Here is a 13,767-nt window from a genome sequence, read left to right as displayed (position 1 = left end):
CGCCGGTGGCCGACCTGCCCGGACCGGCCTCAGGCCGAGCCGACGCGTCGACGCCAGCAAGGTGCGGCCCAGCCCGACAGACCGACGCCGGCAGGTCAGGGCCCAGCCGACGGGTCTCCGGTGACGACCGGCACGTCGGGTCCGGCCCGGGGCAGTCCGTCGGCGGGGCTGCGGGCCGCCACCGGTACTGGTACCTCACGGGTCGGCGACGGCTCCCGGGCCGGTGCCAGTCGCCAGGTGTCCCGGCTGGCGGTCTTCGCGGCGTACAGCGCCTCGTCTGCCGCCGCCAACACCTGCGGACCGGTGTCGGCGTGGTCGGGAAAGACGGCGATGCCGATGGAGACGGTCACCGGGATCAACTCGCGGACCCCGGCGTGCCCCACCACCGTCACCGGGGTGTCGCGGACGGCCGCACCGAGCCGCTCGGCGACGATGGCCGCGCCACGGGCGTCGGTCTCCGGGAGCAGCACCACGAACTCCTCGCCGCCCCGGCGGAAGGCCAGGTCCACCTCCCGGATCTCGCCGCGTACCCGCCGGGCGAACTCGGCCAGCACGGTATCCCCGGCCGCGTGCCCGTACGTGTCGTTGACTCTCTTGAAGCGGTCCAGGTCGAGGGCGAGCACGCCGACCATGCGACCGAACCGACTGGCCCGTTCCACCTCCCGGCGCAGCGACTCGCGCAGGTAACGGTAGTTCCACAGTCCGGTCAGCGGGTCGGTGAGCGACAGTCGTTGCGCCTCCTCGTGTACCCGTACGTTGTCCACCGCGACCGCCGCGTGCCGGGCGAAGGTGCGCAGGGTGGCCAGGTCCTCGTCGTCGAACTCCTCCCCGCCCAGGCGGTCGTAGAGGGCCAGCACGCCCAACACCACCTCCGCCGGTCGGCCCGAAGCGTCGGCCACCGAGGCCGCGCCCGGTGCGTCGCCGCCGGTCCCGTCGGGGGCGGCGAACGGCACCGCGATGTACGTCCGGCAGCGCGGCTCGTCCGAGGCGGCGCTTGTCGATTCCATCCGACCCCGCCGGGGCTGACCGGTCGCGGCGACCACGCCGACCACCCCGCTGCCCAGCGGCACCCGCAGCGGCTCGGTGCCGGGCCAGCGGTCGTCGAGCCCCACGCTGCACCGGGCGACGAGCCGCTCACCCTGCTCGGTGAGCAGCACAGCTCCTGCCCGGGCCCCCGTCGCGGCGAGCGCGCTGTGCAGGATCACCCGCAGGATCCGGGGCAGGTCATGGGTGCTCGCCAGGGTGTCGCCGAGTACGGCAAGGTGCCCGCGCAGTTGGTCCCGGCTGCTGGCCAACGCTGCCAGGTAGCCACCCGTCTCGCGGGTCATCCGATTGAAGGCGACGGCCAGCCGACCGATCTCGTCGCTGCTGCGTACCGGCACCCGGGCGGTGAGATCGCCGGTGGCGACCCGGTCCGCCGCACCGGCCAGTTCCACAAGCGGCCGGGTGGTGACCCGGGCCAGCCGCCAGGCGACGGCCACCCCCAGCAACGCGGCCATCAGCACCACGGCGACCAGCACCGCGTGCAGACCAGGCGGCTGGTCACTGGGTACCGAGAGCAGCAGGGGCAGCGGCTGCCCGACGGTCGGGCCGGCACGGCGCACATACCGACCGTCGGTGGTGCCGGTGACATGCTCGTCGCGTAGGGAGGCCGCAGCGGCGAGCACCGCGTCCCGACCGCTGCCGGACTCGGTGGTGTGGGCCACCTGGATGGGGGCGACCCCATCGAGCAGGGTCACCGCCACCCCGGTCACCGCCGCGAGTCGCGCGACGAAGGCGGGATCGACCGGGAGGGCGGCGGCGACCGTACCCAGTGCCGAGCCGGCGGCGTCGCGCAGCTGCACCCGCACCACGAGGGCGCTCACCGGTCCGCCGGGCGTGGCCTGCGCGGTGCAGTCCCGCCAGGGTGCCGGGGGCGGGTTGGGGGTGGCGTAGCTGACCCGACCGGTCACGTCGGTGACGAGCACCGCGGTGGCCAGGCCCCGACTGACCACCTGGGCGGCGGCTTCGGCGTGGTCAGCGGTGACGGCGACCGCGTCGGCGGCGGCGCGTAGCTGCTGGCAGAGGGCGTCGATCGAGGTACGTACGGCCGTGGCGGCCACCGCCAGCCGCTCGGTGGCACGGCTGCGGTCAACCGCCGCTACGGTGGAGGCGACGAAGACGGCACCGAGCAGGACCGGGCCGAGCGCCACCGCCAGGAAGGCTGCGGTCAACCGCCCGCGTAGCGTCAACGCTTCCCCTTCCCCCCGGAAGTTGCGCGACCGTTGCCTGCGATGCTGACACAGAGCGACGGCGGGACGAGCGTTGCGTGAGGAGTGTTGCGTGCCGGAATTTGCTGAAGGAGCGGAAGTGGCGCATGACGCGAAGCAGGACGCGCGAGTCGGGCTGCTCGCGCGCCGCCGCGCCCGCACCGAAGCTGAGCGCGCCTTCGCCGCGACAAGCGTCCAGGCCGAGCTGACCTCCCTGGTACGCCGGCTGCGGCCGGGCCGGGTGGCCGCGTACGCCCCGGTGGGCGGGGAACCGGGTGGGCCGGACCTGCCGACGGTGCTCGCCGACGCGCTGCCCGCCGGGGCGGACCTGCTGCTGCCGGTGCTCCGCGACGACCTCGACCTGGACTGGGCCGCCTGGGACGGACCGCAGGCGATGGTCGCCGCCGGACGGGGCATCCGCGAGCCGGCCGGGCCCCGGCTGGGCGTCGCCGCCCTCGCCACCGCCGACCTGATGGTGGTGCCGGCGCTGGCGGTCGACCAGCGGGGCGTCCGCCTGGGTCGCGGCGGCGGGTCGTACGATCGCGCCCTGGCGCGGGTGCCGGCGACCGTGCTCACGGTGGTGCCGCTGTACGACGGTGAGCTGCTGGCCGCGTTGCCGGCCGAGCCGCACGACCAGCCGGTACGGGCGGTGGTCACGCCGGCCCACGGCCTGCTGACCCTCCCTGGTGTCGTGCCCCACACTTCCGCTGGACGAACCGGGGGGCGATGACGCACCATTGGCACTCGAATACGTCGAGTGCCAACCGGCCGTGCCAGATCCGGAGGAGAACGTGCCCACGTACCAGTACGCCTGCACCGCGTGCGGTCACCAGCTCGAGGCGGTGCAGTCCTTCTCTGACGAGCCGCTGACCGACTGCCCGGCGTGCGAGGGACGACTGCGTAAGCTGTTCAACTCGGTCGGCATCGTCTTCAAGGGCTCGGGTTTCTACCGCACCGACTCCCGCTCCTCCGGCTCGGAGACCACGTCGAACGGTTCCAGCGGCAAGTCGGAGTCGTCCTCCGGCTCGAACTCGTCGAACTCCTCGTCGAGCGGTTCCAGTTCGTCCGGTTCCACCTCGTCCGGCGCTGGCTCGTCCGGCTCCGGCAACGGGTCGTCCGGAAGCTCGTCGGGAGGGTCCTCCGGCGGCGCGAGCAAGGCGACGGCCACGGCCGGCCCCTCCTGACCGATCGCCCGTTCCCGGCTGCGGGCGCGGCGGACGGCACGGCGTCGGCCGGCGAGTTCGGGCGTCAGCCTTCGCGGGACGCTCAGTCCCAGTGTGGCGGGCGCTCGGCGAGCAGCCAGTCGTCGTTGCCGCCGGCCCGCTCGCCCCACCCATGGTCGGTGTCGTCGGCGGTCTGCTCCGGCAGCACCACGAAGTCGTCGGTCAACTCGACCGCGCGATCATCGTCGCCCCGCCCGTCGGGTTCGCGAATGCTCACGAACGGCAAGGCTAACGCAGCTGCGGCACCGAAGGTCCGAGCAACTTCGGCGATAGCGCTGGGTCTCGGTCACGGCAGACAGCACTATCGCCGAAGTTGTCCGAGTCAATCGCTACGGGCGCGGCCTGACGGTGCGGCGGTGAGGTGGTTGGTAGCGTCGGACGGCGTGACGATGCCCCGACCCGGTCAGGATCCCGACGGTCCGTGGCGCCGGCCCGATTCCGGCGACGGGTCCTCCGCTGGCCCTCCGGCGGAGCGCGTCCCGGCACCGGCCGACGCCAGTCAGCCCTCGCCCCCGGGACCGTCCGTATCAGGCCCGGTTTCCGACCCCATCACCCCCCTGAGCCCCACCAGCGGCACAGGCCCCGATGACGGCGGTGGACTGACCGGCACCACCAACCCAACTCACACCCCGCACACCCCAAGCCCGAGCCACGGCCTGAACCCGAGCGGCCCCCCAGCCCTGAGCGGCACCTCATCCCCGAGCGGCGGACCGAGTCCCGGCGGCGCCCCAACCCCGCGCCCTGAGCATGTTGACTCGGGCGGGGCGGGCGGCTACAGCGGGCCACCAGCCACCACCGCGCCACCGCCCGGTTGGCGGCCACCGGTGCACCTGCAAGCGGCGCCGCCCCGCCAACTACCGGGCCAGGACATGATCAGCCTGGACGCGCAGGAGCAGCGGGCGCAGCGGGTCACCTGGGCCGTCGGCGCGATCGCCGGAGCCGTCCTGGTGGTGCTGACCTGTCTGCTCTGCACCCGGCTGCTGTTCTGAGGAGGCACCCGGGAGGAGGCACCCGGGGCCGGCCGTGGACGACCTGTTCACAGCGGCCGTGGACGGCCTACTCGTAGGTGTTGCCCCAGACCATCTCCGCACCGGAGTGACCGCTGAGCCAGACGTAGATGAGGGCGGCGACGCCCAGCCCCAGCACCATGACGGACAGCACCGCAGGCACCCAGCCGGGCAACTTCGGCACCCGGGGGTGGTTGCTGGTGGCGACCAGCAGCAGGATGACCACCAGGCCGAGTCCCAACGTCACGCGGAACAGCACTTCGCCGTGTGCCGCATGCTCGTTGATCTTGTCGAGGATCTCGCCGGAGAACCCCCGTTCGATCTGCCGGGCCTGCAGCGCCTCGCCGGACCTCGTGGCGACCGATGCGGTGATCGGCGCGACCACCGCCAGGACCGCCACCGCCCAGTCCAGCCGCGCGCGGAACCGGGGCAGCACGATGTACGCGAGGGCGAGCAGCACCAGCAGCGGTACGAAGATGACGACCGCATGCACGACCAACACGTGCAGGGGCAGGCCCAGCGCCTTCTCGAACATCGGCACCTCCGAGGGTGATCGTGGGTGTCAGCGTACGGGCCCATGCTTGATCCGCCCAACGCCCTGTTGCTCCACACGCAGGCCGGACCGGACGGGTTCAAGTCGGTCGGCGTGGCACCCTTGACTGGTGGATACCGTCGACGTCGGCCTGTTCGGTCCCGGTTCGGTCACCTGGAAGCTGCACCAGGAGCCCATCCTGTTCGTCGCCGGTCTGCGTTCCCTCTACCTCCAGGCGTTGCATCCGCGGGCGATGGCCGGAGTGGCGCAGAACAGCAACTACCGTCAGGACGCCTGGGGACGTTTGATCCGCACCGCCGACTACGTGGGCACCACCGTCTACGGCACCACCGACGAGGCGGAGCGGGCCGGACGGCGGCTACGTCGGCTGCACGCCCGGATGACCGCGGTCGACCCGACCACCGGCGAGCGTTTCCGGATCGACGAGCCGGACCTGCTCCGCTGGGTGCACGTCACCGAGGTGGAGTCGTTCCTCGACACCGCGCGGCGGGCCGGCGTACCGCTGGACGCCGACGAGGTGGATCGCTACTACACCGAGCAGCGACGGACCGCTGCCCTCGTCGGGCTGGTTCCGGAGACCGTGCCCGGCACCGCCGCGGAGGTGGCTGACTACTACCAGCGGATCCGGCCCGATCTGCGGATGACCCGGGAGGCCGCCGAGACCGCCCTGTTCCTGACCGCTCCGCCCCTGCCGTGGAAGCTCAGCCTGCCGGCCCGGATCGGGCTGAACCTCGGCCCGCCCCGGTGGGCGTACCTGGGCATCGCCGGCACCGCGCTCGCCCTGCTGCCGCCGTGGGCACGGCGGCTGTACGGCGGGCTGGGCCTGCCGACCACCGCGCTGTCCGCCGACGTGACGGTACGTGCGCTGCGGCTCGCTCTCACCGCCCTGCCCCGCGACTGGCGGGAAGGCCCTGTGCAGCGCGCTGCCAAGGAACGCGCGGCGCGACTCACCGCCGCGTCCAGCACCACCTGACCCACAACCTCAGCACCTTCGCCCGCGCACCGGCGGGACAGCTGCGGCGCAGCACCCGTCTCAGCGGCGTTCCGGCAGGCAGCCTCAGCGCGGGCAGCGCCAATGACGGGTGACGCCACGCCGCGACCGGGTGGACTGTCCATGTCGGACGAGCTATCCGGGTCAGTCCTCCTCGGTTGCCGGCCCGGCGAAGCGTTCCACGGCGGCCCACGGTTCCTTGCCCGGTGTGGCCGAGCCCGCCGGGCAGGTGCGTCGGTAGTCGCACCAGGAGCAGCGCGGGCCGGGGGCGGTCGGGAAGACCTCGTCCGGATCGGCGCCGTCGGCGACCAACCGTTCGGCGGCCATGATGTCGCGGGCGGTCTCCTCCGCGCGGATCACCTGCCGCGCCAGCGACTCGGCGCTGTGCTCGTGTGCGGCGACGGTGCCGCTCGGCAGGTGGTGCAACTCGACCCGGCGGCACGGCCGGCGGAACACCCGCTCGGCCGCGTACGCGTACAGCGCCAGCGCCTGCGAACCGCGCGCGTCGTCGCCGTCCAACCCGGCGCGGCCGGTCTTGTAGTCCACGATGACCAGTTCGGGCCCTTGCGGGCCGGACCGCGAATCGATCCGGTCAGCGCGGCCGTTGAAGGCCAGCACCCCGGTCTTCACCGCCACCACCCGTTCCACCCCGATCGGCTCGTCGGCCGGATCGAGCCCGCCCACGTACGCCTCCAGCCAGCCGAGCGCCCGCCGGTAGGCCTCACGCTCCTGCTCGTCGTCGCGGTAGCCCTCGCGCACCCAGGTGCCCTTGAGCAGGGTCGGCAACACCTCTGGACGGCGTCGGTCGACGGGCAGCGCATACCAGTTCTTCAGGGCGGTGTGCACGCTGGCGCCGAGCGAGTTGTGCGCCCAGGGCGGACCTTTCGGCGGCGGCGGGCGATCGACGTAGGAGTAGCGGTAGCGCCGTGGACAGTCGGCGTACGCACCGAGGCGGCTCGGCGTGCAGACGAACAGTCGCTCCGGCATGCCGTCGAAGCCGAGTTGCTCGGGCTGCGGGTCGCGGGGCCGGGGCGGGCGGCCACCGGCGGCGGGTCGTCCGGCTGGGGAGGCTCGTCGCACGAACCTGATCCTGCCATCCACCCCCGACAGAACGGGCGAGCCGGTCAGCCGGCACCGCTGTACTGGCCCACGAACGCCGCGATCGCGTCCGCGATGAGCTGTACGGCGATCGCCGCCAGCAACAGGCCGGCGATCCGGGTGAGCACCTCGATCCCGCCCGGACGCAGCACCTTCACGATGCCTCCGGAGAATCGCAGCACGATCCAGACCGTGAGCATCACCGCGACGATGGCGGCGGCGATCGCGGAGAAATCGGCCGGCCCGTCGGCCCGCTGGACGAAGAGCATCGTCGCCACGATCGCCCCGGGCCCGGCCAGCAACGGCGTACCCAGCGGCACCAGGGCGATGTTGGCGGTGGCCTGTTTGGTCGGGTCGTCGGTCTTGCCGGTCAGCAGTTCGAGCGCGACCAGGATGAGCAGCAGCCCACCGGCCGCCTGCAACGCCGGCAGGTCGACGTGCAGGTAGGCGAGCAGGGTCTGACCCGCCACCGCGAAGATCACGATCACGCCCAGCGCCAGCGCGACCGCCTGCCAGGCGGCCCGGTTGCGCTCCCGCGCGGACAGCGGGCCGGTCAACGCCAGGAAGATCGGCATCATGCCGGGCGGGTCGACGATCACCAGCAGGGTCACGAAGACCTCGCCGAAGAGCTTGAGATCCACCCGGTCACCGTAGCCGTGACGGTCGGCGTCGAAACCCAGGTCAGCCCGAAGCGACCTCGGTCACCCCGGATGAGGCGGCGACGATCCGTTCGTACGCGTCGATGCCGGTGGTGAAGGCACCGAGCCGTACCGTCTTGTGACTGCCGTGGAAGTCCGACGAGCCGGTCACCAGCAGGCCCAGTTCGGCGGCCAAACCGCGTACCTGGGCCCGCTCGGCCGGCGAATGGTCCTCGTGGTCGGCCTCCAGGCCGACCAGTCCCGCCCCAGCCAGTTCACCGATCAGCTCGTCCGGCACGATCCGGCCGCGACGGCTCGCCCGGGGATGGGCGAACACCGCCACGCCGCCGGCCGCCCGAATCAGCCGAACGGCCCGAAACACGTCGATGTCTTCCTTGGGGAGCCGGTACCGCTCCCCCAGCCACTCCGGCCCGAACGCCTCAGTGGTGGTGGTGACCAGACCGGCCCGGATGAGCGCCTGGGCGATGTGCGGCCGGCCCACCGTCCCGCCGCCGGCCAAGGCCAGAATCTCCGGCCAGTCCACGTCGATACCGTCGGCACGCAGCAGGTCCACCATCCGTTCTCCCCGGGCCAACCGCGCTGCCCGCACCCGGGTCAGCTCGGCGACCAGCTCCGGATGCTCCGGATCGAAGAGGTACGCCAGCAGGTGCAGCGGCACCGGGGGCTGCTCGCCGTCCCATCGGCAGGAAAGCTCCGCGCCACGGACCAGCCGCAGCCCGGGCGGCAGGGCACCCAGCGCCGGCTCCCAACCGTCGGTGGTGTCGTGGTCCGTGATCGCCACCACGTCCAGTCCCGCCGCGGCGGCGGCGTGCATCAGCTCGGCCGGGTCGAGAGTGCCGTCGCTGGCCGTGGAATGCGTGTGCAGGTCGATCCGGGAAGTCATCGCCGCCCGCCGTCACCGGCTGCCCGGTCAGCCACCGCTCACCACCACCGGTAGCTCACCGGCGGGGAGGCCGGGCAGGGCGGTCGGCGCGGCAGGACGGCCTGCGATGACCCGATCGACGGCCACCCGCACCAGGCCGCCGGCGGCGTCGGCGTAGTAGGCCGTGTCGGGCGTACCCCAGACCACGGTGCCGCTCATCGGCGGCCCGGCGGGCCGTACCCCGGTGGACTTGTCGAACTCGGCCAGGTCCACCAGCAGCGCCGAGTCCTCACCCGCCGTCCGCCCGTTGACCAGCAGCCAGCGCCCGTCCGGTGACACCGCACCCCGGCCGTCGCCGGCCGACTTCGGCCCACAGTCCGGCTGGCTGGGCCCGAGATCCCGGGCCGGTTCGAGCAGGGCCAGGCAGGCGGGCAGCCCGGCACCCGGGCTGATCTCACCGACCAGGCGTCCGTCGGGCAGCGCACCGAAGATGTGGGTACTGGCCCGGTCAGCGCCCTGGGCCAGTGGACCGGGCCGCAGTGACCACAGCGCGTGGCCGGGACGGTCGGGCGCCAACCTGACCAGCACGGCACCGTTGACGAATCGCAGCGGCACCGCCTCGGCCGGCGCCTCGGCCCGAACGGTGGTGGCGAGTTCACCGTTGACGATCCCGGCGGCGGCCAGCACCGTGCCCTGTTTCCAGGCGACCTGCCGGCCGTCTGCGTCCAGGACGATCTCGTCGGCACCGGCCAGCAGCACCTGGGCGGTGCCGTCCGCAGCCACCGCCCACAGGAACCGCCCGGCCAGGGTCGACGCCCCGACGGCCAGCCAGCCACGACCGTCGGTGAGCCGATGTGCCCGTTCCACCTCGCCGGTGCCGAGCAGCGGCACCCGTCGACCTTGCGCGGTGGCGATCGACCCGTCAATCACCAGATCGACCTCGGCGAGCGGGGGCGCGGTGTCCGGCCCGGGTGGCGGGATGGTGCGATCGACGAGCGGTCGTTGATCCGGGTCTCCGATCACCACCGTGCCACCCGCCGGTGGCCGGTTGTCGCGCAGTTGCAGGCTGCCCGCGCTGACCGCCACGATCGCCATCACGGCCAGGCCCATCCCGGCCAGGGTCCGGCGGCGCTGGATCCGGTTGGCCCGTCGGATCGCCGCACCCGCTGGGTCGACGGCGACCGCACGCGTTACGGCTACCCGCCGGGACAACATCTCCCGGAGGGCACCTTCCAGCTCGTTGGGCGGCACGTCCAATGAACGATCCGGGAACCGGCTCTGGTTGTCATGAGCTGGTGGTTTCCGGTTCACCGTCGCTCTCCGACCAGCGCGCCGTCGGGCTGCGCTGCCGCCGACCCGGGTGCGGTCGCCGGGTCGGCACGCCCGCCGGCCCCTGCCGACCCAGGCGTGCCGAGCGAGGAGACCACGTCAGGGGAGGCCGTCGCGCCGCCGGGGTCGGCGCCGCCTGCCAAGATGGTCCCGCCGGCCGGCTTCTCGGCTGGCTCCGGCCTGCGGGCGCGCAGGCCGAAGGCTTCCTCCGCGCCGATCCGTCGTCGCAGCGTGGCCAGTGCCCGCGAGGTCTGACTCTTCACGGTGCCCGGCGAGATCTCGAGTATGGCGGCGGTTTGCGCCTCCGACATGTCCTCGTAGAAACGCAGCACCAGCACCGCGCGCTGCCGGGCGGGCAGCGCACGCAAGTGCCGCCAGAGCACGTCCCGGTCCAACTGGCGTTCGATCTCGTCGGTGGCGGCATGTTCCGGCAGCACCTCGGTCGGCCGCTCACCGTGCCAGCGACGCCGCCACCAACTCGTCGAGGTGTTGACCATCACACGTCGGGCGTAGGGCTCGATCGCCTCGATCCCGCCCAGCCGCTTCCACGCCAGGTACGTCTTGGTCAGCGCGGTCTGGAGAAGATCCTCCGCCGTGCCCCAGTCCCCGGTGAGCAGGTACGCGGTACGCAGCAGGGCGCCGGAGCGGGCCGCGACGAAGTCGCGAAACTCCTCTTCCAGCGGGTTGCTGCTGGCCACACACCACCTCCGTGCCTGATCCTGCCGCAGCCTGCCACAGCGTGACCGGCGGGTCGAGGACGGAAGGTGCGCAATATCTCCGATGTTCGGTCAGGAAGTTTCAGGCGCCGTCGTCGGCCTTCGCCTCGTCCTGCTCCTTGCCCAACCGGGCCTCGACCGCCTGCGGCTCGTACATCTCCTCGACGACGCGCAGATAGAGCTCGTTGGGGTTCGGCAGGTTCTTGACCTCGCGTAGCGCCTGCTCCTGACCGGCGGACTCCAGCACGAAGGTGCCGTAGTTGAGCGCCCGGCCCGCTGGCGTCTGCTCGTACTTCATGTCGGTCACCCGGACCAGCGGCATCATCGCCACTCGTCGGGTGATGATGCCGTTGACCACCATGACCCGTTTGTTGGTCAGGATGAAGCGGTCGTACCACCAGTCGGCGACCCGCCACGCCACCCAGCCCATCACCGCGAACCAGAGCAGCACCGCGATCGTGGTGAGCGCGCCGACGTCCTGACCGGCGAGGAAGCCGGAGAGGTAGCCGAGCACGAAGGTGGCGGCGATGCCGACGATGATCGGGGTGACGAGGTGGACCCAGTGCCGCTTCCACTCGCCCCGGTATCGCTCGGTCGGGAACAGGTATCGGGCGACCAGCGAGCTGGGTTCGTCCTCCAGCGGCAGCACCCGGCGGGGGGTGGCACCGCTGGCATCGGCACGCAGGCCGGCCAGCTCCTCCTCGGAGATCTCCGGGGGCAGGTAACCGGCCTCCGGATCTCGTACCCAGGCCCGACCCGACCGCCCCTCGCCGGCGTACCCCGGACCGTCGCCGTAGCCGGCGTCGTCGGAGAAGGACGGACCGTCGGAGAGGCGAGGGCCGGAGCCGTAGCCCGGCCCGTCGTTGGGATCGATTCGAGGGATCGGCTCTGTGTCGCGTTCCCGGCGGGCCCGGTCGGGATCGTCGGGATCGAAGGGTGGGCCGGAGGGGCTTCCCATCGGAGGCTAGGCGACCAGTGAGGTGAAGAAGTCGCCGAAGCCCTGGGCGATGTCCATGATGCCGCCGCCCAGCGACTTGAACACGTCCGCGGCGGAATTTGGCCGGTAGGCGACGAAGAAGATCAAGAATGCGATTCCGGCCCAGGTGAGGACCTTCTTGACCATGGCGGGCCATCCTCTCGCGCGGCGCCGGGTCCCATTACCGCAGCGGCACCCAGAGTATCAGCGTGGTGTCTTACCGTGAATATCTGCGTCCGTTCTCCGACATTCCGGGAGGCTTGTCAAGCCTTCCCGTGCAGGTACGGAGATGGAGCGCCGTACACGAGCTCGGGTGGCGTCCACTCGACCAGGTCGTGCAGCAGCACGTCCTCCGCGAGCAGATGCCCCGCACTCGCCGGCCAGGCTATCGCATAGAGCCACATTCCCCGAGCCTCGCCGGCGTACGCGCTTCGATCCGGCAGTGAGTTCACCAGCCACAGTGGAGTTGGGTGGCCAGCCACCCTGATCCCGGCGCGTCCGACATGGCCGGGATGCCCCGGGCCCGGGTCGGTCAGCGCTTCAGCCAGTTCCGGTCCGGCGTCCGGGCCGAGCACCCCGGCGTATCGCGTGCCCAGTCCCACGCCGGGTTCCTCGGCCACGAAGACCAGGTCCGCCGGGCCACCGCCCAGCGGGGCGGGCCCGGCGCAGGCGACCGCCGTGGCCCGCACTCCGAGCCGGTCGTCGCCGGCCCACGCCACGCCGGTCGTGGTCCAACCCGGAGGCAGCGGCCACGGGCACCACAGCGGAACCGCCGGCTGCTGCGGCCGGGTGGCGGCCTGGATGTGTTCGACCACGCTGGCCACGATCTCCGCGCCGATGTGCTCGGGCACGTGCAGGGGTGCGACCGGCCCGCAGTCGGGGCAGCGGGAATCCGGGTGCATGAGGTCCGGCGACCGGACCGGCCCACCGCATCTGGGACAACTCACCGCAACCGTCACTACTCCACCGTCAACCCGTGGCCGCCCCCCGTCAAGCCGAGCGCCCTCATTGCCCCCCACCGAGCCGCCCCCACCCCCGCCCCCGGCCGGCTCCGCCGCCGAACGCGGAGCTACACGATCATGAAATTGTTCCCTCGCCCCCGGCGTGTCGCGACAACAACTTCATGATCGAGCGGAGCTGATGGTGGGGGGAGAGCAGGTGGGGGTGGACGGTCAGGCGGGGGGTGGGGTGGCGTGGGTGCGGATCCAGGCGTGCATGGCGATTCCGCTGGCCACCCCGGCATTGATCGAGCGGGTCGAGCCGAACTGGGCGATGGAGAAGACGTGGTCGCACGCGGAATGCGCGGCCCCGGACAGGCCCGGGCCCTCCTGACCGAACAGCAGGACGCATCGCCGCGGCAGCGTGCTTGTCTCCAATGGCTCACAGCCGGGCAGGTTGTCGATCCCGACCAGCGGGAGGTCGTGCTCCGCCGCCCAGCCGACCAACTCATCGATCGTCTCGTGGTGGCGTACGTGCTGGTAGCGGTCGGTGACCATCGCGCCGCGGCGGTTCCAGCGCCGCCGGCCCACGATGTGTACCTCGGCCGCGAGGAACGCGTTGGCGTTGCGGACCACCGTGCCGATGTTGAGGTCGTGCTGCCAGTTCTCGATCGCCACGTGGAAGTCGTGTCGCCGCCGATCCAGGTCGGCGACGATCGCCTCGCGCCGCCAGTAGCGGTAGCGATCGACCACGTTGCGCCGATCCCCCTCGGCGAGCAGTTCCGGGTCGTAGCGGGGATCCTCCGGCAGGTCCCCGGGCCAGGGACCCACGCCGACGTCGAGCTGCTCACCGGTCACGATCACGCAGGTTACGCCCCGCAGTTCGGGCCACACCCCGCCGCCCGGCCACCGCCCGCCGCCGAACCTATGCCTGCCGTCCGACCTACGCCTGCCGCCCGGCCGCCGGCTCCCACCGGGCCAGGACACCGGTCAGCGCAGGGCGAGAGCGCGTCCGTAAGGGCAAGGCGAAGGTGCCGCTCAGCGCAGGGAGCGGGTGCCGCTCAGCGCGGGGAGCGGGTGCCGCTCAGCGCGGGGAGCGGGTGCCGCTCAGCGCGGGGAGCGGGTGCCGCTCAGCGCGGGGAGCGGGTGCCGCTCAGCGCGGGGAG

15 protein-coding genes and 1 pseudogene are annotated in these 13,767 nt (G+C 72.4%); 3 read left to right on the top strand and 13 right to left on the bottom strand.

Annotated elements, in window-relative coordinates; genetic code table 11:
* Positions 1-95 precede the first annotated feature (95 nt).
* On the bottom strand, positions 96-2,231 hold the full coding sequence (locus tag ACFY2A_RS09455; protein WP_387170224.1) for a diguanylate cyclase: 2,136 nt from the start codon (positions 2,229-2,231) through the stop codon (positions 96-98).
* Positions 2,232-2,322: 91 nt separating this feature from the next.
* Here ACFY2A_RS09455 and ACFY2A_RS09450 point away from each other — a divergent pair, with 91 nt between their 5' ends.
* A complete protein-coding gene (locus tag ACFY2A_RS09450; RefSeq protein ID WP_387170222.1) occupies positions 2,323-2,979 on the top strand; it encodes a 5-formyltetrahydrofolate cyclo-ligase in 657 nt (218 codons plus the stop codon).
* Positions 2,936-3,133 (top strand): annotated as a pseudogene (locus tag ACFY2A_RS09445) (FmdB family zinc ribbon protein); the annotation flags it as partial. The gene ACFY2A_RS09450 and the pseudogene ACFY2A_RS09445, both read left to right, overlap by 44 nt.
* 62 nt (positions 3,134-3,195) lie before the next feature.
* Here ACFY2A_RS09445 and ACFY2A_RS09440 read toward each other — a convergent pair.
* The 3 genes from ACFY2A_RS09440 to ACFY2A_RS09430 form a co-directional block, all read right to left on the bottom strand.
* Positions 3,196-3,417, bottom strand: a complete 222-nt coding sequence (locus ACFY2A_RS09440) for a hypothetical protein (RefSeq protein ID WP_387170742.1) — start codon at positions 3,415-3,417, stop codon at positions 3,196-3,198.
* A gap of 98 nt (positions 3,418-3,515) precedes the next feature.
* Positions 3,516-3,689: a hypothetical protein gene (locus ACFY2A_RS09435; RefSeq protein WP_363923898.1), complete on the bottom strand. Its 174-nt coding sequence runs from the start codon at positions 3,687-3,689 to the stop codon at positions 3,516-3,518.
* Between the two features lie 839 nt (positions 3,690-4,528).
* Positions 4,529-5,014 (bottom strand): DUF2231 domain-containing protein, encoded by a 486-nt coding sequence (locus ACFY2A_RS09430; RefSeq protein ID WP_387170219.1) that lies wholly within the window; start codon positions 5,012-5,014, stop codon positions 4,529-4,531.
* Between the two features lie 127 nt (positions 5,015-5,141).
* On the opposite strand from ACFY2A_RS09430, the gene ACFY2A_RS09425 reads away from it, so the two are divergent.
* On the top strand, positions 5,142-6,005 hold the full coding sequence (locus tag ACFY2A_RS09425) for an oxygenase MpaB family protein (RefSeq protein ID WP_387170217.1): 864 nt from the start codon (positions 5,142-5,144) through the stop codon (positions 6,003-6,005).
* A 162-nt stretch (positions 6,006-6,167) separates the two neighbouring features.
* Here the strand turns inward: ACFY2A_RS09425 and ACFY2A_RS09420 are convergent, their stop codons facing one another.
* From ACFY2A_RS09420 to ACFY2A_RS09380, 9 genes are all read right to left on the bottom strand, one after another.
* Positions 6,168-7,010 carry a RecB family exonuclease gene (locus tag ACFY2A_RS09420; protein WP_387170714.1) on the bottom strand — a complete coding sequence of 281 codons (843 nt, stop codon included), beginning with the start codon at positions 7,008-7,010 and terminating at the stop codon, positions 6,168-6,170.
* A gap of 137 nt (positions 7,011-7,147) precedes the next feature.
* Entirely contained in the window at positions 7,148-7,762 is a 615-nt protein-coding gene (locus ACFY2A_RS09415) for a MarC family protein (protein WP_363923902.1), read from the bottom strand.
* A 40-nt stretch (positions 7,763-7,802) separates the two neighbouring features.
* The gene (locus tag ACFY2A_RS09410) at positions 7,803-8,663 is read right to left on the bottom strand and encodes a PHP domain-containing protein (RefSeq protein ID WP_387170215.1); all 861 of its coding nucleotides are present in this window, start codon (positions 8,661-8,663) and stop codon (positions 7,803-7,805) included.
* Positions 8,664-8,690: 27 nt separating this feature from the next.
* Entirely contained in the window at positions 8,691-9,893 is a 1,203-nt protein-coding gene (locus ACFY2A_RS09405; RefSeq protein ID WP_387170213.1) for a hypothetical protein, read from the bottom strand.
* Positions 9,894-9,949: 56 nt separating this feature from the next.
* Positions 9,950-10,669, bottom strand: coding sequence for a SigE family RNA polymerase sigma factor (locus tag ACFY2A_RS09400; protein WP_387170211.1), 720 nt, complete (start codon positions 10,667-10,669; stop codon positions 9,950-9,952).
* Between the two features lie 100 nt (positions 10,670-10,769).
* On the bottom strand, positions 10,770-11,645 hold the full coding sequence (locus ACFY2A_RS09395; RefSeq protein WP_387170209.1) for a PH domain-containing protein: 876 nt from the start codon (positions 11,643-11,645) through the stop codon (positions 10,770-10,772).
* A 6-nt stretch (positions 11,646-11,651) separates the two neighbouring features.
* Positions 11,652-11,810 (bottom strand): hypothetical protein, encoded by a 159-nt coding sequence (locus ACFY2A_RS09390; protein ID WP_007455302.1) that lies wholly within the window; start codon positions 11,808-11,810, stop codon positions 11,652-11,654.
* Positions 11,811-11,926: 116 nt separating this feature from the next.
* A complete protein-coding gene (locus ACFY2A_RS09385) occupies positions 11,927-12,610 on the bottom strand; it encodes a DUF6758 family protein (RefSeq protein WP_387170712.1) in 684 nt (227 codons plus the stop codon).
* A gap of 225 nt (positions 12,611-12,835) precedes the next feature.
* A complete protein-coding gene (locus tag ACFY2A_RS09380) occupies positions 12,836-13,459 on the bottom strand; it encodes an RNA methyltransferase (RefSeq protein ID WP_363923909.1) in 624 nt (207 codons plus the stop codon).
* Between the last annotated feature and the right edge of the window lie 308 nt (positions 13,460-13,767).

Origin of the sequence: Micromonospora sp. NPDC000442, assembly GCF_042898635.1 — a bacterium.
Classification (GTDB): domain Bacteria; phylum Actinomycetota; class Actinomycetes; order Mycobacteriales; family Micromonosporaceae; genus Micromonospora.
This window is presented reverse-complemented; position numbering and strand designations above follow the sequence as displayed.

Excerpts from the sequence above, each read along its gene's own strand:
- ACFY2A_RS09410 (WP_387170215.1), bottom strand. The coding sequence starts at position 8,663 with ATGACTTCCCGGATCGACCTGCACACGCATTCCACGGCCAGCGACGGC.
- ACFY2A_RS09430 (WP_387170219.1), bottom strand. The coding sequence starts at position 5,014 with ATGTTCGAGAAGGCGCTGGGCCTGCCCCTGCACGTGTTGGTCGTGCAT.
- ACFY2A_RS09390 (WP_007455302.1), bottom strand. The coding sequence starts at position 11,810 with ATGGTCAAGAAGGTCCTCACCTGGGCCGGAATCGCATTCTTGATCTTC.
- ACFY2A_RS09420 (WP_387170714.1), bottom strand. The coding sequence starts at position 7,010 with ATGCCGGAGCGACTGTTCGTCTGCACGCCGAGCCGCCTCGGTGCGTAC.
- ACFY2A_RS09395 (WP_387170209.1), bottom strand. The coding sequence starts at position 11,645 with ATGGGAAGCCCCTCCGGCCCACCCTTCGATCCCGACGATCCCGACCGG.